This is a genomic window from Pseudomonas sp. S2_A10, from assembly GCF_054668465.1.
Window position 1 is genome coordinate 143,305 of sequence record NZ_CP162773.1, and the last position, 23,948, is coordinate 167,252.

Below are 23,948 nucleotides of genomic sequence, written 5' to 3' on the forward strand. Positions count from 1 at the left end.
AATCGGCGCATGGGCAACATCCTAGAGAACGTGACCGATCAGTGTCAAGAATCGCCAGCAACAAAAAAGGCCCGCGCAATGCGGGCCTTTGCCTTGAGCCAGAGCCTTCAACCGGCGATGGCGCGATCCGCCGAGAGCTTGCCGGCACCTTCGATCAGTACCGCGATGCTGCCGGCCAGCAGAGCCAGAGCGAACTCATAACCGTTGTTGGCCATGAACAGACCGTTGCCGATGTGCACCGAGAAGATCGCCACCAGCGAGAGGAACGCCAGACCCAGTGCCGCCGGGCGTACCAGCAAGCCGATGATCAGCGCCAGACCGGCGAAGAACTCGGTACCGCCGGCCAGCGAGGCCATCAGATAGCCCGGGGTCAGGCCAATGCTTTCCATCCATTGTGCGGTGCCGGCCAAGCCGTAACCACCGAACAGACCAAAGAGTTTCTGCGAACCGTGGGCGGCGAAGATCACGCCGACAGCAATGCGCAGGACAGTCAGGCCGTAACCGGCGCGGGTGAACAGAACCTTGTTGATCAGAGAGCTCATGGTGCATTCCTTGTTGTGCAGAAGTGTTTGTGTGTTTGGGTTGGTCGCTATATTAATCAGTTTATTTCATGTTTAAAGCGCAAAAATATCGCCATAACAATCGAATTGTTAGATTATTTCCGTGTGACCACTTTCTGCTGCCGGGGCTCGAGCGACTCTCGCTCCCGGTCGAATGCCAGGTAATACTTGTTCACGCTATTAACATAGCTGACGGCGCCCATCCCCACCTGCTCCATGGCAATGCGCTCGACCTGGAAGAACCACTGGTTGGGATTGAGGCCACGGCGGCGGGCTTCCGCGCGCATGCCCTGCACGCGCTCGGGGCCGATGTTGTAAGCGGCGAGGGTGAAGGCCATGCGCTCACGCTCGTTGAGTTTCGGGCTGCTGAAGAACTTGCGGCGGATCATCGCCAGGTACTTGGCGCCGGCCTGCACATTCGCATCGAGATTCTGGATATTGCTCACGCCGACCCGCTGCGCGGCGGACGGGGTGATCTGCATCAGCCCGGTCGGGCCGCTGCCGCTGCGAGCGTTGGGCTGCAGACGCGATTCCTTGAACGCCAGCGCCGCCAGGTTAAGCCAGTCCATGTTCTGCGCATCGGCGTGCTTCTGCAGGGTTGGACGGAGTTTTTCCAGACGCTGGCGATCGGCCTTGGCCAGCGGATTGTGCACCTGATACAGGCGCCGATAGATGCGCAGGAACGCCGCGTCTTCGTCCGACGGTCTCTTGTAACCGGTGAGGAAGCGATCGATGCTCGCGCGCAACATCGACGCATCGCGACGCACGAACCAATGTTCTTCGCCCGGCTCGCCGAGGCTCAGCTGCCGATCGAGACGCAGCTTCGGCAGGATCTTGCCCCAACGCTCGGCAATCGGTTGCTCGACAATGGTCAGGTGGAAAATCCCGCCCTGGACCATCTCCAGCACATCTTCGACCGCCAGCGTCGGATCGACCCACTCGATATTGATCGGCGCGAGTTTGTGCAGCGCCAGTTTCTGGTTGAGCTGGCTGACCACCTCCCCCGCCGCACTGCCGGTGGGCAAGGCCAGGGTCTTGCCGGACAGTTGCTCGACCTTGGTGTAACGGCGCTGGCCCTTGATCCCGACCAGCACCAGCGGCACGTTGCTGGCAATCGGCTCACTGCTGGCGACCGCGTAGCCAGAAGGCAGATCGAGCAATTCACCGGGCGCGACCATGTCGCCTTCGCCGCGCTGCAAAGCGCCGAGCAATTGATCCTTGGCTTTGGGAATGATCTTGAGGGTGACTTCCTGGCCGTCGCGAGCATGGCCATTGAGGTATTGCTCGAACGCGCGCAATCGGTGGTACTCGACACCGATGGCCTGGCCCTGGACCTCGCCGGAGCTGTTGCGGCTCTGATTGACCAACACCCGCAACACGCGGCTGCTGCGAATGTCCGAGAGGTCACGAACCTTGCTCGCCGGCACGGCTTGCAGCGGCCCGGGCAGGCGCGCGACCGCCGTCATCGGCAGCAGCAACGCAGCACACAACAGCAGCAGAACCGAGGGACGATGCATCCACTCTCCGAAAAGAATACGGGGCTATTCGTCGCAAAAGAGACGACATCACCGACGAAAACAGAGCGCTTTGCGCGCTGATAAAGTGCGTGAGACTGGCACAGTGATGGCATAGTCGCCACCCCGGAGTCCTTCGCGGCCTCAACAGACAGCCATAAGTCTTTGTAGTTCTTGGCTTTTCTTATAAATCTACAGCTCTGATATGCTTTCCGGCCTTCGGCCCGAGGTAGCACCATGCAACTCATCGATATCGGCGTCAACCTGACCAACCCCAGTTTCGCCGACAAACACCAGGCCGTGCTCGACCGCGCCTATGCCGCAGGCGTCTGCCAACTGGTGCTGACTGGCACCAGCGTCGAGGGTAGCGAGCAGGCGCTGGAACTGTGCCAGCAACTGGATGAAAGTGGCCAACGGCTGTTCGCCACCGCCGGTATTCACCCGCATTCGGCCAGCGACTGGAACGCTGACAGCGCCCGTCGTCTGCGCAGTCTGTTGAACGAATCCAGCGTTGTCGCGGTGGGCGAATGCGGGCTGGATTTCAACCGCGACTTCTCCCCGCGCGCGCAACAGGAAAAGGTTCTCGAAGAACATCTGGCGCTGGCCGTCGAACTGCAATTGCCGGTGTTCCTGCACGAGCGTGATGCCAGCCAGCGGCTGCTGGAGATCCTCAAAGACTTCCGCGATCAACTGCCGGCGGCGGTGGTGCACTGCTTCACTGGCGAGCAAAAGGCTTTGTTCAGCTACCTCGATCTGGATCTGCACATCGGCATCACCGGCTGGATCTGCGACGAACGCCGGGGCACGCATCTGCATCCATTGGTCAAAGAGATCAAGCCGGGGCGGCTGATGCTGGAAAGCGATGCGCCATATCTGCTGCCGCGCACGTTGCGGCCGAAACCGAAAAACGGTCGCAACGAACCGGCGTATCTGACCGAAGTGTTGCGCGAGGTGGCGATGCATCGCGGCGAGACCGAGGAAGCGCTGGCCGCGCATAGCACCGCATGTGCCCGGGCGTTTTTTAAACTCCCCATTCTCATCTGACTGCACACTTCCCCTGTGGGAGCGAGCCTGCTCGCGAAGGCGGTGGATCAGCTACAAATGGGCTGAAGGACGCAACGCTTTCGCGAGCAGGCTCGCTCCCACAATAGATCTCGGCATCTGTTGATTCATATCAAAACTCCCGAATCTGCATAGCGGCACAATAATGGCACCTTGCCAAAACTGTTTCCGCTATCAGAGAAGACCTCCATGGGTGCCTGGCTTAGCAACATCTCGCTGAAATACAAATTCTGGGCGGTCAACGCGGTCGCCTTTGTCACCACTCTGCTGCTGGTTTTGTACGCCGTACATCTCGAACAGCAGGCCCGCAGCCACGCCGCGCAGGCATCCGCGCAAGCGCAGGCGCAGTTGCTCAAGGCCTGGCCGCTCGGGCAACCGTTGCCCAAGTCCGCCCAAGTGCTGACATTCAAGCGCAGTGAAGCGCCGCGTCTCAATGATCAACCGCTGCTGGAAATCACCGGCAGCAACGGCTGGAACGCCATCAATGAAATGCCGCTGTTTGGCGAGAATCCGTTGATCGGCGCCGAAGTGTTCAGCCGTGCCGACGGCGAGCAAGTGGCGGTCATCGCCTATGCCCCGAGCCTGAGCCAGGTGTTCAGCGAGCGTTTCGCCAACTATGCGCTGGCGGTATTCATCCTGATGCTGGCGATGCTCGGCGCCTCGCAACTGTTGATCCGCTTTCTGCTCAGCCAGCTCAACACGTTGAAAGACGTGATGCTGCACGTTGAAAAAACCGGCGACCTCTCCGCTCGCGTGCCGCTGGTGGGCAGGGACGAAGTCGGGCAGATGGCCAATGCCTTCAACGCCATGCAGGCCGGTTATCAACGCGTCGTGAGCACCGTTGCCAGCACCGCGCGACAACTGGATGACGGTGCAGCGCGGCTGGCCTCGAGCATGAACGACGTGCGCCACGGCATGCTCGGCCAACAAAGCGAAACCGACCAGGCTGCCACCGCCATCAACGAAATGACCGCCACCGTTTATCACATCGCGCAACACGCCGGCGCCACACGCGATCTGTCGAAAACCGCCGATGGCCTCGCCGGCAGCGGTCAGCAGGTGGTGGCGCGGGTGCAGCAATCGATTGCCGGGTTGTCCAACGGCGTGCAGCAGACGGCAGAAATGATTCAACGCCTGGCCGAGGACAGCCAGAAGATCAACGGCGTGGTCAGCGTGATTCACAGCATTGCCGAACAGACCAATCTGCTCGCGCTGAATGCGGCGATCGAAGCGGCCCGCGCCGGGGAGATGGGTCGCGGCTTTGCCGTGGTCGCCGATGAAGTGCGCAATCTCGCCAAGCGCGTGCAGGCGTCCACCGACGAGATCACCGGCATGATCGCCGCATTGCAGGCCGGCACCCGCGATGCGGTGGATTTCATGCAGGAGAGTTCTTACAAGGCCGACGACTGCGTGCAGCAGGCGCAGGAGGCTGGCGCGGCGCTGGCGGAAATCACCGGGGCGGTGGCGCAGATGCGCGAAAGCAACACGCAGATTGCCGTGGCGGCGGAACAGCAGAGTCAGGTTGCCGAGGAGATGAATCGCGCGGTGGTGAGTATTCGTGACGTGACCGAGAACACCGTGCAGCAGACGGTGGATTCGGCGACGACCAGTAATGAGCTGGCGGCGCTGGCCGGGGCGCTTAACAAGGCGATAGGCCAGTTGAAATTGTGAATCCGCTTTCGCGAGCAGGCTCGCTCCCACATGCGCCATAGAATCAATGTGGGAGCGAGCCTGCTCGCGAAGGCGTCAGAGGCACCTACATCGAATCCTGCGATGACGGCTATCACTTCAATAGCCAACCTTGATTCGCCGCCCTCCGCGCCCGGGCCTATTCTTCAACCATGAAGTTCAACATGGATCGAGGAGTAGCAAACATGGGCAAACGTCACCCCAACCTTCCCGCGTGGCAATGGCGCGCCTACCCGGGCAATCATCAGCATCCGACCAATCTGGTACTGCACCTGATTGCCGTGCCGCTGTTTATCGTGGCGTTTCTGCTGATCGTGTCGGGGGTGTTCAGCCTGAGTCTGGCCAGCGTCGCCATCGGCGTGATCGGTATCATCGCGGCGCTGGGTCTGCAGCGCCACGGTCACCGCCTGGAGGCGCAAGCCTCCGAGCCGTTCAGTGATCGCAAAGATGCCGTGTCACGTTTGCTGGTCGAGCAGTTTCTGACCTTTCCGCGGTTCTTTCTCAGCGGTGGCTGGTGGCGCGCCTGGCGTGAGCGCCACCGTCGGCATTGAGTCAGGCGAAGATCGTCACGGTCTGCCGACTCATGGCAATCAACTCCCCTTTCGCGCTCCACAACTTCGCGGCGACATGGCCGTAACCGTCGGCCGCGTATTCGATATCGGCCATATATTGGCACCAGTCCAGCGTGCTCAAATCGTGTAACGGCTGCACGAATTCGATGGTCCAGGTCAGCGTGCTACCCGGCGCCGGTTTCTTCAGATACGGCAACAGCGCCGGCGGCCAGGCATCCACCAGCGCCAGCAGATGCGCCTCGTTGACCGGCTCCTCTTTGACATCCCCACGCAACCGCACCCAGCCGCCCATCAAGCGCGAGGCCGTGCCGGAGAACGGAATGCCGCCGACGCTCCAGCGCATCGCCAGATGGCGCATGAATTCCGGGGTCACGCCTTTGATGTACGGCAGCTCCTGGCATTCGTCCCAGTGTTTCATGGTAGGCGCCGGGTAGGCTTCGACGGCGACTTCCGAGGGCCGCGAGGCACCGAAGCTGCCCTGAATGATCGTCACCACCTGACCATTCTGCATGGCGCGGCCCAACACCTGGCTGACGGCTTTGCCTTCACGCAGCACATCGACTTCGAAACTCACCGGCACTTCCGGCTCGACCGGGCCGACAAAGGTAATCGCCAGCGAACGCACGGGGCGCTCCGTCGGCACCCTGGCGCGCATGGCTTCAAATTGCAGCGCAGCCACCAGCCCGCCAAAACTGGCGCGGCCCTGCCCCCATTCGGCGGGGATGGTCACTTCAGGTTGTTGGCGGACAGCATCGAGCAGATCGCAAAAGCGCATGACAACCTCGGAAAACGAGAAAGGAATGCGCGGATCTTACCCAGCCCCGGGCGGCGACGCAGCGTCTATTCCGGTCAAATGGGCTGACAGATAGGCCTTGGCCCGATTCCTTCAAGCGACAAATCACCTTGTGGGAGCGAGCCTGCTCGCGAAAGCGGTCGATCAGTCGACAATGATTGCGACTGACACGGCCCCTTCGCGAGCAGGCTCGCTCCCACAGGGGAACAGAGCCATCTTCAGGAGTGTTTGAAACAGGTCGCGCTGAGCTTTTCCAGCACTTGATCGGCCTTCAGCTCTGCCTTGATCAACCCCGCCTGCCAAGTCGCCACGCACGGTTGCAGATCGGCTTCCTGCTCGGCCCGGGCCAGCCATTGCCAGCAATCGTGCCAGTCGCCCAGTGCGCCTTGCGCGGATTTCAGGCGTTTGTAGGCCGGCTTCGGCAAGCGATCGAGCTCGGGATAGGCTTCGATGCCATAGCGCACACGCTTGATCAGCAGGCGCAGGCGATGGCGGTCATGGGCGGGATCGTGCAGCGCTTCGTCGAGTTTCTGCCATTGTTTGCCCAGGCGTTTTTCAATGCGTTTATCCAGATCTTTGAGCAAGCCCTGACGCTCGGACGCGCGCAGAAACCGTGGAAAGGCGTCGAGAATCATCAGCAACGAAGCCAATTCCGCACTCGCCGCCAGCGCCGGATACGCCTCGGCCATTTGCGCCAGACGCCGCTGCGCAGCCTCGGGCTGATCATGCTCGAGCAGATACGCCGCGAGCACTTCGCGATCACGCCACGGTGTGGTCAACTCGCCCACCGCAGACGCCGCCGCCTCCAGTTGCTCGACACCCGGCAAGCCGCGCAACGGCCGCAACAGACTGCGCAAGCGCCGCATCGTGGTGCGCAAATCATGCAACGCCTCGGGATCAGTGCGCGCAGTCAGGCGCGCCTGACATGCCAGCAGCCGCACATCCAGGCTCAACACATGAGCCACCAAGCGATCGATCATTGGGGTCTACTCCGTAGACAGCTGCAAGCTTCTAGCTACAAGCTTCAAGCTGAATGCGTTTGCTTCAAAGCTTGTGGCTTGCAGCTAGAAACTTGCAGCGGCTGTTAACGTCCTGCGCGGGATTCGCGAATGTAGAAGCGGGCTTTCTCGGCTTTCTTGCTGCAGCCTTCGAAGCCTTCGAATTGTTGCTGGGTCTTGGCGGCGGTCAGCAGCGACAGCGCTTTGGAATAGCTGACGGTGCCGGCGAAGCCTTCAGCCTTGGCCAGGTCCAGTTCGTGCCAGGCCGCATCGAGTTGGCTGCCGCAGCTGTCGCGGTACGCGGTTTTGCCGGCGCAACCGGCCAGAACCAGAGCCATCAACGGTACACAGATCCAGGCTTTCATCACTCACACCTCAAGGTAGGTCAACAGTCGTGCAGGTAAGACGGTCAAGCGGTGAAAAAGTGCCTCGCTGATCGGTCAAACCACGTGGCGCAGAGCATAGCGCGCAAGCGTACGCCGCGAACGAAAAACGACGTCACCGCTTCGCGCAACGACCTTGGCGATTGAGCCGCTTGGCCGATGCGTGCATTGTGCAGGCTTGTCCGGAGGAAGTTTGATGAAAAAGCGTGTCGCACTGGTACTGGGCTCCGGCGGCGCCCGGGGCTACGCCCATATCGGCGTCATCGAAGAAATTGAAAAACGCGGCTACGACATCGCCTGCATTGCCGGTTGTTCGATGGGCGCGGTGGTCGGCGGGATCTATGCCGCCGGCAAACTGGATGAGTACCGCCGCTGGATCGAAAGCCTTGATTACCTCGACGTGCTGCGTCTGGTCGATGTGAGTTTCCGTCTCGGCGCGATTCGCGGCGAAAAGGTCTTCGGGCAGATTCGCAAGATCGTCGGCGAGATCAACATCGAAGACCTGCGCATTCCCTACACCGCCGTCGCCGCCGACCTGACCAATCAGCAGGAAATCTGGTTTCAGGAAGGCTGCCTGCATCAGGCCATGCGCGCCTCGGCGGCGATTCCCAGCCTGTTTACCCCGGTGATGCAGGGCAACCGCATGCTGGTCGACGGCGGCATTCTCAATCCGTTGCCGATCGTTCCGGTGGTGTCGAGCCATTGCGATCTGATCATCGCGGTCAACCTCAACGCCACCAATCAGCGCCAGTACAAGTTGCCGGTGATCGAGCGGCCGGCGGCGTTCCGTTCGCGCTTCGACAGTCTGATCAAATCCATGGGTTCCAAGTTGCCGTTCCGCCGTAAACAGGCCGAACAATTGTTGAAGCTGGAACAGGAAGCCTTGCGCGCCGAGGCGGCGGAGATCAATCCGTGGCTTGAGGGCGTCGAGCCGGAAAGCCAGCAACCGGCCTCCGCCCCGGAACGCGAAGGCGCGCCGAAATCCGCCACCGGCTCGTTCATCATCGATAACGTCGGGCCGGCGTCGCTGCTGGATCTGATCAACCAGAGTTTCGAGGTGATGCAGACCTCACTGGCGCAGTACAAGATTGCCGGGTATCCGCCGGATATCCTGATCAACGTGCCGAAGCGGGTGTGCCGGTTTTTCGAGTTCTACAAGGCGCCGGAGTTGATCGCGCTGGGGCGGGAAATTGCCAGTGATACGCTGGATCGGTATGAGCAGGAGCAGGGTTGATTACCTGAAGGCTGTGGGTGAATGTTCCGGCCTCATCGCGGGCAAGCCCGCTCCCACAGGGTTCTCGGGGGGAATGAAATCTGGGTGATACATAGCTCACTGTGGGAGCGGGCTTGCCCGCGATGGCGCCCGACCATACAACACAAAACTACAACCCATCAGCACTCAACAACCGATACCCAACCCCCGCCTCAGTCACAATAAACCGTGGCCGGGTCGGGTCATCCGCCAGTTTCTGCCGCAGGTGCCCGACCACGATGCGCAGATAATGACTGTCCTCGGTGTGCGTCGGCCCCCAGATATCCTTGAGCAACTGCTGCTGGGTGATCACCCGCCCCGGATGCCGCGCCAGTTGCGCCAGCACCGCATATTCCTTGCGGGTCAGGGCGACTTCGGCGCCGTCGAGCAGCACGCGCCGATAGGCCAGATCCACGGTCAGAGGGCCAAAACTCAGCGCCGCTGGCTGCGCCTCCCCCGCCGGTGCCTGGCGCAACAACGCGCGAACCCGGGCGAGAAATTCCTGAATGCCGAACGGTTTGGTCACGTAGTCGTTCGCGCCGCCATCCAGCGCTTCGACCTTCTGCCCTTCACTGGCGCGCACCGACAGCACCAGTACCGGCGTGGTCGCCCATTCGCGCAACTCGCGCAGGACCTGCTGACCGTCCATGTCCGGCAACCCGAGGTCGAGCACCACCAGGTCAGGTTTGCTCAGCGCGGCTTGTGCCAGGCCTTCAGCGCCAGTGCCGGCTTCGAGCACTTTGTAGCCTTGTGAAGCGAGGCTGATGCGCAGGAATTTGCGGATCTGCGGTTCGTCGTCGATGACCAAAATGGTCGCGGTCTGGCTCATGAATTCACATCAACACAATAGATTGGCAAGAGAGTAGCGCAGTCGACTTCAAGCTTCACCGTCCATCCCCGGTTGCGCCTGCAACGGCAGGTGCAAGGTGATGCAGGTGCCGCGCCCGTCGATGCCGTCAGCCACGGAAATACGCCCGCCGTGCGCGCCGACCATGCCCTGACAGATCGCCAGCCCCAGCCCCGTGCCCTGCCCGCCGCGATCACCGCGCGCGGCGGTGTAGAACATGTCGAAAATCTTCGCTCGGTCCTCTTCGGGAATCCCCGGGCCTTCATCGCTGACCGCAAAGAAAATTTCCTGTTCATCGGCACCCGCGCGCAGTTGCAGGCGACCGTGGCTGGGCGAAAATCGGGCGGCGTTCTCCAGCACGTTGACCAGCGCCTGCTCGATCAGCGCCGCGTGCACATAGAGCAACGGCAACTCGGCCGGCACTTCGGTGCTGACCTGCAGCGGCGCCAGCACGGCGCGAAGGCGATTGAGCGAACTGCCGACGATATCGGCCGGCGAAACCCAGTCACGCGCCAGCTTCAAGGCGCCGTGGCCGAGGCGGGTCATGTCGAGCAGGTTCTGAATATAGCGGTCGAGGCGTTCGGCCTCATCGCGGGTACCTTCGAGCAGCTCGCGGCGATCCTCCAGCGGGATAGCTTCGCCGAGGGCCAACAGGCTGTCGATGCTGCCGCGCATGGCCGTCAGCGGCGTGCGCAAATCGTGGGACACCGAGGCCAGCAAAGCGCTGCGCAATTGTTCGGTTTCGCCGTGCAGACGCGCCGCTTCGAGGTCATCGGCCAATTGCGCGCGGGCGAGGGCTTGCGCCAGCGGCTGGCTCAGCGCAGTGAGCAAACGTCGGCGCTGACCGCTCAAGCTCTGGCCTTCCTTGGCGCAAACACCAAGCAACGCCAGCGGCCCGTCCTCGACCGACAACGGCCACCACCACCAACGCCCCAGCGGCAAGGTGCCGGTGCCCTTGCCCGCCGGTTGATCGTGTTGCCAGGCCCAATCGGCGGCGGCGCGTTCGGCCTCGGTGAATTGCAGCGGCCCGCCGGTTTCGACTTTCCAGCCGCCCTGGCCGTCGCGGTTGAGCAAGCACAATTGCACATCGCTCCAGCCTTCGAGGTGTTGCGCGGCAGCGCTGATCACGGCTTGGCGATCCGTCGCGGCGGTGAGTTTGCGCGACAGGTCGAGCAGTTCGCTGGTCTCTTCCTGCGTATCGCGCAAGGCCTGCAACTGCCGCCGCTGACGCGCCGCGAGGTTGCCGGTGAGCGCCGCCATCAACAGGAAGAACAGCAGCGTCAGCACGTCTTCTTCGCGCTGAATGCTGAAGGAGAAATTCGGTGGAATGAACAGAAAATCGTAGGTCAGAAACGACAACGCCGCACAGGCCAGCGCCGGGCCGAGGCTGCTGCGCACCGCCACCAGCAACACCGCCGCGAGAAAAACCAGCGAGATGTTCGGCAGCGGCAACACACTCGACACCGCCCAGGCCAGGGCCGTGGCCAACAACGTCGCGACCAGCGCCAGCGCGTAGTCGAACCACACCAGCGTGACTGAATTGCGCGGGCGCGGTTGGCGCTGCTCGTGGTCACTGTCGAGCACGTTGATTTCCAGACCGTGCGCCTGACGCAGCAGGCGCGCCGCCAGACCACCGCCGAACAGTCGACGGCGCAGACGTGGCCGCGACTGGCCGACCAGCAACAGACTGGCGCGGCGTTCGGCGGCGTGTTGAATCAGGGTTTTCGCCACTTCGCCGGCCCGCAACAGCACCACTTCGCCACCGAGGCGTTCGGCCAGTTGCTGGGCGCTTTGCAGGCGCAACCGTGATTGCTCATCCCGCGCACTGCCGTTGTCGACATGTACCAGACTCCACGGCAGATGTCGGCGCTGGGCGACGCGGCTGGCGTGACGCACCAGCCGTTCGGCCTGCGCATCGCCATCGATACCGACCAGCAAACGCCCGCGCACCGCCGGCGCGGCCTGGCCGAGTTGGCGATAGCCTTGGGCGAGATCGTTGTCGACCTGCGCGGCGGCGGTCTGCATCGCCAGTTCACGCAGGGCGGTAAGGTTGGTCTGGGTGAAAAAAGCGTCGATCGCAGCGCGGGCCTGTTCCGGCACGTAGACCTTGCCTTCGCGCAGACGCTCGAGCAATTCACGCGGCGGCAGGTCGATCAGCAGCAGCTCGAAGGCTTCCTGCAGGACCCAGTCCGGCAGGGTTTCGCGCACCTGTACGCCGGTGATGCCGCGCACCTGATCGTTGAGGCTTTCCAGGTGCTGGACGTTGACCGTGGTGAACACGTCGATGCCGGCGGCGAGCAGTTCCTGAATGTCTTGCCAGCGCTTGGCGTGACGACTGCCGGGGGCGTTGCTGTGGGCCAGTTCATCGACCAGCACAAGCTTCGGCTTGGCGGCGAGAATGCCGTCGAGGTCCATTTCCTCAAGCAGCACGCCACGGTATTCGCTGCGCACCAACGGCTGCTGCGGCAGGCCGCCGAGCAAGGCTTCGGTTTCGGCGCGGCCATGGGTTTCGACCACGCCGGCCAGGACCTTCACGCCCTGGCGCAGTTGCGTGTGGGCAGCCTGGAGCATGGCGTAGGTCTTGCCGACCCCGGGGGCGGCGCCGAGAAAAACCTTGAGCCGGCCACGGCCATCGCGGGGCAGGTCTGCTAACAGTGCGTCGGCGCGGCCGGAGTCGCTCATGCTGGGGATGCTCTCTTTCTTCTGATGTTTATGCGGTGATTGTCAGGGCGCCTTCGCGAGCAGGCTCGCTCCCACATGGATATGCATTCCAAAGGTGGGAGCGAGCCTGCTCGCGAATGGCCGCGCCGCCGATTACAGGTTTTGCAGTGCCAGATTCAGCTCCAGCACATTCACCACCGGCGGCCCAACCAGCGGCTGTTCGATGTGCTTATCGAGCAATTGCTGCACGGTTGACACCGGCAGATTGCGCGCTGCTGCGACACGCGCCAGTTGATAGGCAATTGCCGCCGGTGGCAAGTGCGGATCGAGGCCGCTGGCGGAGGTGGTCAGCAAGGCCAATGGCACCGGCCCCTGCCCAGCGACTTGTTGTTTTTGCGCGTCTTCGATTACGCGGGTCGCCAGGGCCGGATTGCTCGGCGCGAGGTTGCTGGCGCCGCTGGCGACCGTGGCAAAAGCCCCGGCGGACGGGCGCGGGTGGAACCAGTTGTCGCCGCTGAAATCCTGCGCAATCAGCGCCGAGCCGCGGACTTTGCCGTCGGCGTCGTGGATCAGGCTGCCATTGGCCTGATCCGGGAAAGCGACCTGGGCAATGCCGGTGACCGCGAGTGGATAGGCGACGCCGGTGATCAGGGTCATCAGCGCCAACAGGGTCAGGGCCGGGCGTATCATTGTGGACATTTCAAAATCCTCGAATTCGTTGGGCAAACTTTTGCGGGGTGTCAGGGAGATTTTTCCCCCTCACCCCAGCCCTCTCCCCAAGGGGGCGAGGGGGAAAGGGAGCCGATCCTTGCGCTGTTCAAACCCGAGTTAGGCTCGGAATTTCAGGTCGGCGAACCTCGCACAAACACCTCGGTCAGTCCCCTCTCCCCCCGGGAGACGGTTAGGGTGAGGGGCTCTTTTCAGCCTTACACCAGATGCAACGCCGTAAGCAGCATGTCGATCACCTTGATCCCCAAGAACGGCACGACAATCCCGCCGACGCCATAGATCAGCAGATTGCGCCGCAGCAACGCCGCCGCACTCGCTGCTTGCACACGCACGCCGCGCAATGCCAGTGGAATCAGCACAACGATGATCAAAGCGTTGAACACGATGGCCGAGAGAATCGCGCTCTGCGGACTGCTCAGATGCATGATGTTCAGCACACCCAGCTGCGGGTAAATCGAGGCGAACAGCGCCGGCAGAATCGCGAAGTATTTGGCGATGTCGTTGGCGATGGAAAAGGTCGTCAGCGCGCCACGGGTCACCAGCAATTCCTTGCCGATCTGCACCACGTCGAGCAGCTTGGTCGGGTCGCTATCGAGATCGACCATGTTCGCCGCTTCGCGTGCCGCTTGCGTGCCGTCGTTCATGGCCATGCCGACGTCTGCCTGGGCCAGCGCCGGGGCGTCGTTGGCGCCGTCGCCGCACATGGCGACCAGGCGACCGTCGTTCTGCTCGTGACGAATGCGCGCGAGTTTCTTCTCCGGCGTGGCTTCGGCGAGCACATCATCGACGCCCGCTTCAGCGGCGATCGCTGCTGCGGTCAGCGGGTTGTCGCCGGTGACCATCACCGTGCGAATTCCCAGTTTGCGCAACTCGGCAAAACGCTCACGGATGCCTGGCTTGACCACGTCCTTGAGATGGATCGCGCCAAGCAATTTGCCGTCAGCGCAGACCAGCAACGGCGTGCCGCCACTCTGGGCGATCTTGTCGATTTCCCGCGCCAGCGCCGGGGCCAGATCACTACGTTGTTGACCGAGAAACGCCAGCAGCGAATCCACCGCCCCTTTGCGATACACGCGGCCCTGATAATCGACGCCAGACAAGCGGGTTTCCGCGCTGAACGGCACGGCGGTCAGGGCTTCCGGGGCCGGCTCCGGTTGTGGATGCAGGCCACGGAGGAACTCGACGATCGACTTGCCCTCAGCGGTTTCGTCGGCCAGCGAGGCGAACAGCGCGCCTTCGGCCAGTTCACGGCCGGTCACACCCGGCGCGGCATACACCGCGCTGCAACGACGGTTGCCGAAAGTGATGGTGCCGGTCTTGTCGAGCAACAGCACGTGCACGTCACCCGCCGCCTCCACCGCCCGGCCGGACTTGGCGATCACATTCAGGCGCACCAGCCGATCCATCCCGGCGATACCGATGGCCGACAGCAGACCGCCGATGGTGGTCGGAATCAGCGTGACCAATAACGCCACGAGGAACACCAGCGGCAGGCTGCCATTGGCAAAATGCGCGAACGGTTGCAGGGTGACGACCACCAGCAGAAAGATCAGGGTCAGGCCGATCAGCAGGATATCCAGCGCGACTTCGTTGGGGGTCTTCTGACGCTTGGCGCCTTCGACCAGGGCGATCATGCGGTCGAGGGTCGATTCACCAGGGTTGGTGGTGATCTTCACCAGCAGCCAGTCGGACACCAGCCGCGTGTTGCCGGTGACGGCGGAACGGTCGCCGCCGGACTCGCGGATCACCGGCGCCGATTCACCGGTAATCGCCGCTTCGTTGACCGCCGCGATGCCTTCGATGACTTCGCCGTCACCGGGGATCATCTCCCCGGCTTCGACTCGCACCACGTCGCCCTTGCGCAGATTGGCAGCCGGCACGATCTTGAAGCTGCCATCAGCCTGGCGGCAACGGGCGCTGAGGCCTTCACTGCCGGCCTTGAGGCTGTCGGCGCGAGCCTTGCCACGACCTTCGGCCAAGGCCTCGGCGAAGTTGGCGAACAGCACGGTGAACCACAGCCACAGGGCGATTTGCGCGGCGACGAAGGTCGGCACATCAGCGTCCGGAAGGAAGCACAGCACGGTGGTGAAAATCGCCGTCAGTTCGACCACCAGCATCACTGGCGAACGCGCCAATTGCCGAGGGTCGAGCTTGACGAAGGCTTGCACCAGCGCCGGACGCCACAGGGCCGAGATCGCGGTTTTGGCTTGTTCCGGCGCTTTGACGGCGGCGGGTTTGATTGCAGGCATATTCATGATGGATTCCTTAGAAGCCCATACTTAAATGTTCGGCGATAGGACCGAGCGCCAGCGTCGGCAAGAACGTCAGGCCGCCCACCAGCAGAATGGTCACGGTCAACAGGGTCACGAACAGCGGGCCGTGAGTCGGGAAGCTGTTCTGGCCGATCGGTGCGCTTTTCTTCATCGCCAAACTACCGGCCAGTGCCAGCACCGGCAGGATGTAGCCGAAGCGGCCGATCAACATGCCCAGGCCGAGCATCAGGTTGTGGAACGGCGTGTTCGCGCCCAAGCCACCAAATGCCGAACCGTTGTTGGCGCTCGCCGAGGTGTAGGCATAGAGCAACTGACTGAAACCGTGCGCGCCGGGGTTGCTGATGGTTGCCGCAGCGCTGGGAACCGTGGCGGCAATCGCACCGAGCACCAGTACGCCGACCGGCATCACCAGCAGCGTCACCACCAGCAACTGAACTTCGCGGGCCTGGAGTTTCTTGCCGAGGTATTCCGGCGTACGACCGATCATCAGACCGGCGAGGAACACCGCGATCAGCACGTTGAGCAACATGCCGTAGAGCCCGGCACCGACACCGCCGAAGATCACTTCGCCGACCATCATGTTGACCAGCGCGACCATGCCGCTCAGCGGGTTGAGGCTATCGTGCATGCCGTTCACCGAGCCGTTCGAAGCCGCCGTGGTAGTCACCGACCACAGCACCGTCGCGGTAGTACCGAAGCGCGCTTCCTTGCCTTCCAGCGGCGCGGTCTGCTCGACGGCGGCATTGTTCAGGGTCGGATTCGGCTGATACTCGGCCCACAACGATGTCGCACCGCCGATCAGGAACAACGCCAGCATGCAGGCGATGATCGCGCGGCTCTGACGCAGGTCCTTGACGTAATGGCCGAAGGTGAACACCAGCGCCACCGGGATCAGGATGATCGAAGCGACTTCGAACAGGTTGCTCCACGCGGTCGGGTTCTCGAACGGGTGCGCCGAGTTGACCCCGAAGAAACCGCCACCGTTGGTGCCCAGTTGCTTGATCGCAATCTGGCTGGCGGCCGGGCCGAGCGGGATCACCTGATCGACGCCTTGCAAAGTCACGGCATTTACATACTGGGCGAAGGTTTGCGGCACGCCCTGCCAGACCAGATACAGCGCCAGCAGCAGGCACAGCGGCAGCAGGCCATAGAGCGTGGCGCGGGTCATGTCGACCCAGAAGTTGCCGAGGGTCTGCGCCGACTTACGGCCGATGCCACGGCACAGCGCGACCAGTACGGCGAGGCCGGTGGCGGCGCTGACGAAGTTCTGCACGGTGAGACCGACCATCTGGCTCAGATAGCTGAGGGTCGCTTCACCGCTGTAGGACTGCCAGTTGGTGTTGGTCATGAAACTGACCGCGGTGTTGAACGCCTGGGTCCATTCCTGGCCCGGCAGGTTTTGCGGGTTCAGCGGCAGGTGATCCTGGAACAGCAGAATCGCAAACAGCAGCAGGAAACCGGCAAGGTTGAACGCCAGCAGCGCCAGCGTGTACTTCTGCCAGCTCTGCTCCGCCTGCGCATCGACCCCGGCAAGGCGATAGCAACCGCGCTCGACCGGGCCGAGAATCGGCGTCAGCCAGGTGCGCTGGCCCTCCATCACCTTGTAATAGAAGCGCCCAAGGAACGGCGCCGGCAGCAGGACCAGCGCAAAAAACCCGAGGATCAGCCAATAGTCATAACTGTGCATAGCCGCTCCTAGTTCCGGTCCGCGCGCAACAGCGCAACCAACAGATAAATGAACAGCCCCACTGCCAACAGCAGTGACACCCCGTCCAGAACGCTCATGGAAGATCTCCGTGTAACGGCGTATTGCCGTGTGTGCAGCGATTGTCGGGAAGGAGGCTGTAAAGGAACGAGAGCGAGGCGCGGCGTGGGTCATAAAGAAAGCGTAAAGAGTGGGTTTATGCGGGCTTTACGGCTGAGTTTCGTGGTGTTTGGGCTAGCGCCTTCGCGAGCAGGCTCGCTCCCACAGGGGCAACGCATTTCAAAATGTGGGAGCGAGCCTGCTCGCGAAGGCGGCGGCGCAGACAACATCGCACCCAACTGGCGCACAAAACCCGCACATCCAGCGCCAATCATCCCCGCTGCGACAGCTTTGAACTCATTACGACTTGTTTCAGCGTAGTGGCACGCCCACTGCACACGCCCTCCCCCGAAGCTTTCCAATTCTTCAGGGAGCAAGCGCATGAACACACAACTCAAACCCACGCTGGGCACGTTGCACCTGTGGGGCATTGCCGTGGGGCTGGTGATTTCCGGGGAATATTTCGGCTGGAGTTACGGCTGGGGCGTGGCCGGTACGCTGGGTTTTCTGGTGACTTCATTCATGGTCGCGACCATGTACACCTGCTTCATCTTCAGTTTCACCGAACTGACCACCGCGATTCCCCATGCCGGCGGGCCGTTTGCCTACAGCCGCCGCGCGTTTGGCGAAAAAGGCGGATTGATCGCCGGACTGGCCACACTGATCGAATTCGTCTTCGCCCCGCCAGCGATTGCCTTGGCGATTGGCGCGTATCTCAATGTGCAATTTCCGGCACTCGACCCGAAACAAGCGGCGGTCGGGGCGTACATCGTGTTCATGGGCCTGAACATTCTCGGGGTGAAACTGGCCGCGACGTTCGAGCTGATCGTCTGCGTGCTGGCGGTGGCTGAGTTGCTGGTGTTCATGGGCGTGGTCGCGCCGGCGTTCAGCTTCAGCAACTTCGCGCTGAATGGTTGGGCCGGTTCCGACGTCTTCGGCGCGCCGGCAATTGCCGGGATGTTCGCGGCAATTCCATTTGCAATCTGGTTCTTCCTCGCCATCGAAGGCGCCGCCATGGCCGCCGAGGAAGCCAAGGACCCGAAACGCACGATCCCAAAAGCCTACATAAGCGGCATCCTGACGCTGGTGCTGCTGGCAATGGGCGTGATGTTCTTCGCTGGCGGCGTCGGCGACTGGCGCACCTTGTCCAACATCAACGACCCACTGCCGCAGGCGATGAAAACCGTGGTCGGCGACAACTCCGGCTGGCTGCACATGCTGGTCTGGATCGGCCTGTTCGGCCTGGTCGCCAGTTTCCACGGCATCATCCTTGGTTATTCGCGGCAATTCTTCGCCCTCGCCCGCGCCGGTTACCTGCCCGCCTCATTGGCAAAACTGTCGCGCTTCCAGACCCCGCACCGCGCAATCATCGCTGGCGGCCTTATCGGCATCGCGGCGATCTACAGCGACGGTCTGATCAACCTCGGCGGCATGACACTCACCGCCGCGATGATCACCATGGCCGTGTTCGGCGCCATCGTGATGTACATCATGAGCATGCTCAGCCTGTTCAAACTGCGTAAATCCGAGCCAAACCTGGAGCGCACCTTCCGCGCGCCGTGCTATCCGCTGGTTCCGCTGATCGCGCTGGTACTGGCGGTGGTTTGCCTGGTGGCGATGGCGTGGTTCAACACACTGATCGGGCTGGTTTTCCTCGGTTTCATGGCGGTGGGGTTCTGCTACTTCATGCTCACCGGGCAACTGCGCGCCGATGCGCCGGCGGATGCCATGCTCACAGGCCTGTAACGACCCGCCCCCTTGTAGGAGCTGACGAGTGAAACGAGGCTGCGATCTTTGCTTTTCAAGATCAAAAGATCGCAGCCTTCGGCAGCTCCTACAGTAATTTCGGATGCACCGGGTGCAAGCGGCCTAGAATGGAACCACCGCGAAGTCGTTTCGCTCAAAGGTGGTATGCAGCGTTGCACGGCGAAGTCCTCGCCCGTCGAGCTGCCATTAAGGAGAGCCGTTATGCCCTGGTATGCCTGGTTGATTCTGGTCGTTGCGATCGGCTCGATTGTCGGCGGATTGATGATGTTGCGCGACACCGCCAACAAGGTCGAACTGACCGATGAAGAACGCAAGCGCGTAGCACAGCGCAATGCCGAAGCGGATGCCAAGGATGCACAAGACCGCTGATACCAACCCCGCCGCAATGGCGGGGTTTGTTTTTTCAGCACGATCGGACTTACCCGCAGGCTGTTTAGATTTTAGAAGTACAGTCACCATTTAATCTTCCGTGGTTAAGATGGCAGCATCGTCGCGGAGAGCTCCACATGCGTTACTCGCCAGATCACAAAGCCCAGACCCATCAACGCATCATCAAGGAAGCTTCCGCCCGATTTCGCAAGGACGGTATCGGCGCCACCGGCCTGCAGCCTTTGATGAAAGCCCTGGGCTTGACCCATGGCGGTTTCTACTCGCACTTCAAATCCAAGGAAGAACTGGTCGAAAAAGCCCTGCAAGAGGCCGGCGAGCAAGTCGCGGGCCTGTGCGAAGAAATCTTCGCGCAGGAAGACCCTCTGCAAGTGTTCATCGACACCTACCTGTCAGAGTGGCATCAGACCTCGCCCGACGAAGGCTGCCCGCTGCTGACCATTTCCTCGGAGCTGGGCCTGCGCGGCCAGCCAAGCCCCACCAGCGACGAAGTCCTCAATGCTCGCCTCGAACAAATTCAAGGCACGCTCGAAGGCGAGAACAGCGCCGATCGCAGCATTGTCATCATGGCCACCCTGGCTGGCGCATTGCTGCTGTCACGCAGCGTCGCGGATGCCGACTTCGCTCAGCGCATCCTCGACGTCACCCGCGAACATCTCAAGCAATCGAGCGATTAACCTTCCCAGCGTTTGAACAACACGCTCGCATTGACCCCGCCAAAACCAAAGCCGTTGGACAAGGCATATTCGATTGACATGGAGCGCGCCTCGCCATGCACGATGTCTACCCCTTCGCTCGCCGGATCCGGGTTTTCGAAGTTGAGCGTTGGTGGCACCACCTGATCACGAATCGCCAGCAGCGTGAAAATCGCCTCCAGCCCACCCGCCGCGCCGAGCAAATGACCGGTAGCAGATTTGGTCGAAGTCACGGCGATCTTGTTCTCCGTGCCAAACAACGCCTTGATCGCCGCCAACTCGCCCAGGTCACCGACCGGCGTCGACGTCGCATGTGCGTTGAGATGCTGCACCTGCTCCGGCGTTACACCGCCCTGAGCCAGTGCCAATTGCATCGCCCGGCGAGCGCCACTGCCGTCTTCCGGCCCGGCGGTCAGATGGTAGGCATCGGCCGTGGTGCCGTAGCCAACCAGTTCGGCCAACGGCTTCGCACCCCGTGCGAGCGCATGCTCCAGCGACTCGATGACCAATAGACCGGCGCCCTCGCCCATCACGAAACCATCGCGCCCACTGTCGAAGGGACGCGAAGCTTTTTCCGGGGTGTCGTTGTAGCCGCTGGACAACGCCCGCGCCGCCGCGAAACCGGCGAGACTGACGCGATCGATCGACGCCTCCGCACCGCCACATACAGCGATGTCCGCCTCCCCCGCCCTGATCAACCGCGCTGCATCGCCGATAGCCTGAACCCCGGCGGCACATGCGGTAACCGGAGCGCCCAACGGCCCTTTGAGGCCATGCTGGATCGAGACATGACCCGCCGCGAGATTGACCAGAAACGATGGAATGGTGAACGGCGACAAACGCCGAGGACCACGGCTGTCAGTGGTACGCACCGCATCGGCAATCGCACCGAAACCACCGACACCCGAGCCGATGATTGTTGCAGTGCGCTCCTGGCTTTCAGCGTCCGCCGGATGCCAGCCGGCCTGCTCCAGCGCCTGCCGCGCCGCTTCCATGGCAAACATGATGAAGCGATCCATCTTCTTCTGTTCCTTGGGCGGCGTCGCACGATCCGGATCAAACCCGGCCTCGGCATCCTCCTCCACCGTCGGCACACTGCCGCCGACCCGGGTCGGCAGATCAGCCACGACTGCATCTGGCAAGTTGCGCAACCCGGAACGACCGGCCAGCAAACGCTGCCAGACGATTTCAACATCACTGCCCAAGGGTGAAACCAGGCCCATGCCCGTGACGACGACTCGACGTTGGTTCATATCGTGGTTACCCCTTATCAATTCAAAATTCGACGTGCACCGGTGTGCTGCGATTCGGCTGCTGAATCAGACCCGAGCGAAATTATTATAGGCATAATCAAACCGCAATATGATAGCCGTAATTTCAGCGTTTAGGCATTCACCCGATCAGCACCCAATAAAAAGGCCGGTCAATGACCGGCCTCTCGGCGTTGAACTGTCAGCTTAGTTCACTTCCAGCTTTTCACGATTGCGATCCAGAATCGCCTTGCCAATCCCCTTCACTTCCAGCAACTCATCCACCGACGCAAACGGCCCATTTGTATCACGATACGCAACAATGGCCTGCGCCTTGGCCTCCCCCACCCCCGCCAACTCCTTCTGCAACGTTGCCGCATCCGCGCCGTTGAGATCGACCTTGGCGCTTGCCGAGGGCGCAGCTGCATCCATCAGCAACGGCGCTTTTGTTGACTCGGTCGGCGCTACAGGCGCAGCAATGGCAGCGATCGAGGCGCTGGTGAGGAAAGCAAAGATCAGCGAGTAGAAATAACCGGTACGCATAAGTGACGCTCCATCATCGTTTTAGAAAGCAGCTTTTCCGAAGCTGCTCTCCAAACGTAGGTCATGATAGAGCGAAGTCAAAAATGCGAGCGTTACAGGATGTGAAATAATCAGGGTTCGAGGCGGCGTTGCTGGTAGATCCAGTCGACAATCTCGCCGTCCGGGGTGTAGCCGCTCACCGTTTCGCGCAGAACCTGGCGGACGCGGGAGTAGTCATCCACGTCGACAGCCGCGAGCAGCTCACCCAAACGTGACTTCAGAACATCCCATGGCAGATGATCCTCATTGGCGGTCATGATCATCGGATGCGGCGTGGCTGCAACATTGTCGCCGATCAGCAGTTCCTCGTAGAGTTTCTCTCCGGGACGCAACCCTGTGAACTCGATGGAAATATCGCCCTGAGGATTTCGCTCGGAACGAATACTCAACCCGGACAGATGAATCATTTTCTCGGCCAGTTCCACGATTCTCACCGGTTCGCCCATGTCCAGCACGAACACATCACCGCCCTGCCCCATGGATCCTGCCTGAATCACCAGTTGCGCAGCTTCCGGAATCGTCATGAAGTAGCGAGTGATTTTCGGGTGGGTAACCGTCAGCGGACCGCCGGACTTAATTTGACTGTGAAACAGCGGGATCACCGAGCCGGACGAGCCCAGTACGTTGCCGAAACGGACCATGGTGAAGCGGGTTTTGTTGACCCGGGAAATATTGGCCTTGTCGCCAAACAGGACAGGGGCGATTTCGTGACTCAAGGCTTGAAGGATCAATTCGGCCAAACGCTTGGTGCTGCCCATCACGTTGGTGGGCCGGACAGCCTTGTCGGTCGAAATCAGCACAAAGTTCGAAACACCGGCCTGCAATGCGGCTTGAGCCGTATTAAGTGTTCCCATCACATTGTTCAGCACGCCTTCGGCAATGTTGTGCTCCACCATCGGCACATGCTTGTAAGCCGCAGCGTGGTAGACCGTGTCCACGCTCCAGGTCTTCATGACATCCAGTATTTTTTCCGGGTGGCGAATCGAACCCAGAATGGGCAGCAACTTTGTCGATACCGACTCACGATCCGCACGCTGCTCCAACTCGGAAAGAATGCTGTAAAGGTTAAATTCGCTGTGCTCGAACAGCAAAAGCGATTTTGGCCCCAGTGAAAAGATCTGCCGGCACAACTCGGAACCTATTGATCCCCCCGCCCCAGTCACCATCACCGTTTTGCCCTTAATGCAGCGCTCAAGCAAATCATGCTGCGCCGGGACCGCGTCCCGCCCGAGCAAGTCCGCAATATCGACTTCCTGAATGTCATCGACCTTCACGCGACCGCTGGCCAGGTCGGTAAAATTAGGAACACTGCGCACGTGCAAAGGAAAACCCTCCAGCATATTGAGGATTTCCCTGCGTCGAGCACGGGTCGAAGACGGCAGTGCCAGCAAAATTTCTTGCGCACCGGTGACGTCGATCATTTGTTGAATATGTTTGGGTTTATAGACTTGGAGACCGGAGATTGAGCGGTCCGAGATTCCTGAGTCATCATCGATAAAGGCTACGGGACGCATCGCCCTTCCCATGCGCAACGCAGCGACAAGCTGATTGCCAGCTACGCCCGCCCCGTAGATCGCCACTTTGGTCAGACCATCATCACGATTGGCAAAAGGAACGTGCTGAGCGGCGGTGAACCAGTCCCCCATGAAGTACTGGCGCATGCAGAGACGAAGCCCGCCGATGATCACAAGGCTGAGCCACCAATAATTGAAGATGATCGAGCGCGGCACGATGGCTTCGTGATTACTGTACCAATAGACCACCAAAGCCAGGATCAGCGAGGACAGACTGACTGCTTTAATGATCACCACCAGCGCGTCATTACCGAAATAACGCATCACTGCCCGGTACATGCCGAACCGTATGAATAGAGGAATGGCGACGAGCGGAGCACAGACAAACAACCACAAGTGCACTTTCAACGGATTGACCATCTCGTCGATACCCAGACGGACGATAAACGCCAACCACAAGGCTACCCAGACGAGCAAAACATCGGTAAGCACCTGAATCAATCGCTTCTGGCGGCGCGGTAAACCCAGCAAGAACTCGCGCATTCTGTCCATATTCCCCTGTACCAATCTGGCCTGCTCCCTTTGGTTAATCGGCGGGTACATTGTACGGAGGTAG

Annotated in this window: 21 protein-coding genes; 7 read left to right on the forward strand and 14 right to left on the reverse strand. The window is 61.3% G+C overall.

Going from position 1 to position 23,948, the window contains the following annotated elements; translation table 11 throughout:
• Window positions 1-107 precede the first annotated feature (107 nt).
• Entirely contained in the window at window positions 108-542 is a 435-nt protein-coding gene (locus AB4N41_RS00655; RefSeq protein ID WP_039759946.1) for a DoxX family protein, read from the reverse strand.
• Between the two features lie 113 nt (window positions 543-655).
• Window positions 656-2,077, reverse strand: a complete 1,422-nt coding sequence (locus AB4N41_RS00660) for an MltF family protein (RefSeq protein WP_041478391.1) — start codon at window positions 2,075-2,077, stop codon at window positions 656-658.
• Window positions 2,078-2,311: 234 nt separating this feature from the next.
• Between AB4N41_RS00660 and AB4N41_RS00665 the strand changes: the two genes are divergently transcribed.
• The 3 genes from AB4N41_RS00665 to AB4N41_RS00675 all read left to right on the forward strand — a co-directional run bounded on the left by AB4N41_RS00665 (window position 2,312) and on the right by AB4N41_RS00675 (window position 5,376).
• Window positions 2,312-3,118, forward strand: coding sequence for a TatD family hydrolase (locus AB4N41_RS00665; protein WP_460138311.1), 807 nt, complete (start codon window positions 2,312-2,314; stop codon window positions 3,116-3,118).
• Between the two features lie 207 nt (window positions 3,119-3,325).
• A complete protein-coding gene (locus tag AB4N41_RS00670) occupies window positions 3,326-4,807 on the forward strand; it encodes a methyl-accepting chemotaxis protein (RefSeq protein WP_460138312.1) in 1,482 nt (493 codons plus the stop codon).
• Between the two features lie 203 nt (window positions 4,808-5,010).
• Complete coding sequence (locus tag AB4N41_RS00675; RefSeq protein ID WP_315435596.1) at window positions 5,011-5,376, forward strand: DUF962 domain-containing protein; 366 nt, start codon at window positions 5,011-5,013, stop codon at window positions 5,374-5,376.
• Between the two features lies 1 nt (window position 5,377).
• Here AB4N41_RS00675 and AB4N41_RS00680 read toward each other — a convergent pair whose 3' ends face one another.
• The 3 genes from AB4N41_RS00680 to AB4N41_RS00690 all read right to left on the reverse strand — a co-directional run bounded on the left by AB4N41_RS00680 (window position 5,378) and on the right by AB4N41_RS00690 (window position 7,553).
• Complete coding sequence (locus AB4N41_RS00680; protein WP_460138313.1) at window positions 5,378-6,172, reverse strand: acyl-CoA thioesterase; 795 nt, start codon at window positions 6,170-6,172, stop codon at window positions 5,378-5,380.
• A 236-nt stretch (window positions 6,173-6,408) separates the two neighbouring features.
• A complete protein-coding gene (locus AB4N41_RS00685; RefSeq protein WP_460138314.1) occupies window positions 6,409-7,170 on the reverse strand; it encodes a CHAD domain-containing protein in 762 nt (253 codons plus the stop codon).
• A gap of 104 nt (window positions 7,171-7,274) precedes the next feature.
• Window positions 7,275-7,553 (reverse strand): hypothetical protein, encoded by a 279-nt coding sequence (locus AB4N41_RS00690; protein ID WP_016770894.1) that lies wholly within the window; start codon window positions 7,551-7,553, stop codon window positions 7,275-7,277.
• Between the two features lie 214 nt (window positions 7,554-7,767).
• On the opposite strand from AB4N41_RS00690, the gene AB4N41_RS00695 reads away from it, so the two are divergent.
• The gene (locus tag AB4N41_RS00695; RefSeq protein WP_305381244.1) at window positions 7,768-8,805 is read left to right on the forward strand and encodes a patatin-like phospholipase family protein; all 1,038 of its coding nucleotides are present in this window, start codon (window positions 7,768-7,770) and stop codon (window positions 8,803-8,805) included.
• A gap of 148 nt (window positions 8,806-8,953) precedes the next feature.
• Here AB4N41_RS00695 and AB4N41_RS00700 read toward each other — a convergent pair whose 3' ends face one another.
• The 6 genes from AB4N41_RS00700 to kdpF form a co-directional block, all read right to left on the reverse strand.
• A complete protein-coding gene (locus tag AB4N41_RS00700; RefSeq protein WP_056788412.1) occupies window positions 8,954-9,652 on the reverse strand; it encodes a response regulator in 699 nt (232 codons plus the stop codon).
• Window positions 9,653-9,700: 48 nt separating this feature from the next.
• Window positions 9,701-12,352 (reverse strand): sensor histidine kinase, encoded by a 2,652-nt coding sequence (locus AB4N41_RS00705; protein ID WP_252876701.1) that lies wholly within the window; start codon window positions 12,350-12,352, stop codon window positions 9,701-9,703.
• A 132-nt stretch (window positions 12,353-12,484) separates the two neighbouring features.
• Window positions 12,485-13,030, reverse strand: a complete 546-nt coding sequence (gene kdpC, locus AB4N41_RS00710) for a potassium-transporting ATPase subunit KdpC (protein WP_252876702.1) — start codon at window positions 13,028-13,030, stop codon at window positions 12,485-12,487.
• A gap of 227 nt (window positions 13,031-13,257) precedes the next feature.
• The gene (gene kdpB, locus AB4N41_RS00715) at window positions 13,258-15,315 is read right to left on the reverse strand and encodes a potassium-transporting ATPase subunit KdpB (protein ID WP_460138315.1); all 2,058 of its coding nucleotides are present in this window, start codon (window positions 15,313-15,315) and stop codon (window positions 13,258-13,260) included.
• A gap of 10 nt (window positions 15,316-15,325) precedes the next feature.
• Window positions 15,326-17,020, reverse strand: a complete 1,695-nt coding sequence (gene kdpA / locus AB4N41_RS00720; RefSeq protein WP_252884650.1) for a potassium-transporting ATPase subunit KdpA — start codon at window positions 17,018-17,020, stop codon at window positions 15,326-15,328.
• 8 nt (window positions 17,021-17,028) lie between these two features.
• Window positions 17,029-17,118, reverse strand: coding sequence for a K(+)-transporting ATPase subunit F (gene kdpF / locus AB4N41_RS00725; protein WP_007899818.1), 90 nt, complete (start codon window positions 17,116-17,118; stop codon window positions 17,029-17,031).
• Between the two features lie 400 nt (window positions 17,119-17,518).
• On the opposite strand from kdpF, the gene eat reads away from it, so the two are divergent.
• The 3 genes from eat (at window position 17,519) to AB4N41_RS00740 (ending at window position 19,968) form a co-directional block, all read left to right on the forward strand.
• Window positions 17,519-18,883 (forward strand): ethanolamine permease, encoded by a 1,365-nt coding sequence (gene eat, locus AB4N41_RS00730; protein WP_460138316.1) that lies wholly within the window; start codon window positions 17,519-17,521, stop codon window positions 18,881-18,883.
• 222 nt (window positions 18,884-19,105) lie between these two features.
• Window positions 19,106-19,273 (forward strand): DUF2897 family protein, encoded by a 168-nt coding sequence (locus AB4N41_RS00735; RefSeq protein WP_016770901.1) that lies wholly within the window; start codon window positions 19,106-19,108, stop codon window positions 19,271-19,273.
• A 137-nt stretch (window positions 19,274-19,410) separates the two neighbouring features.
• The gene (locus AB4N41_RS00740; protein WP_460138317.1) at window positions 19,411-19,968 is read left to right on the forward strand and encodes a TetR/AcrR family transcriptional regulator; all 558 of its coding nucleotides are present in this window, start codon (window positions 19,411-19,413) and stop codon (window positions 19,966-19,968) included.
• Here AB4N41_RS00740 and fabF read toward each other — a convergent pair.
• From fabF to AB4N41_RS00755, 3 genes are all read right to left on the reverse strand, one after another.
• A complete protein-coding gene (gene fabF / locus AB4N41_RS00745) occupies window positions 19,965-21,239 on the reverse strand; it encodes a beta-ketoacyl-ACP synthase II (RefSeq protein ID WP_375122490.1) in 1,275 nt (424 codons plus the stop codon). The two genes, AB4N41_RS00740 and fabF, sit on opposite strands and share 4 nt — an antisense overlap.
• 204 nt (window positions 21,240-21,443) lie before the next feature.
• Entirely contained in the window at window positions 21,444-21,779 is a 336-nt protein-coding gene (locus tag AB4N41_RS00750; RefSeq protein WP_122700150.1) for a ComEA family DNA-binding protein, read from the reverse strand.
• Window positions 21,780-21,889: 110 nt separating this feature from the next.
• A complete protein-coding gene (locus AB4N41_RS00755; RefSeq protein WP_095182225.1) occupies window positions 21,890-23,884 on the reverse strand; it encodes a polysaccharide biosynthesis protein in 1,995 nt (664 codons plus the stop codon).
• Window positions 23,885-23,948 lie beyond the last annotated feature (64 nt).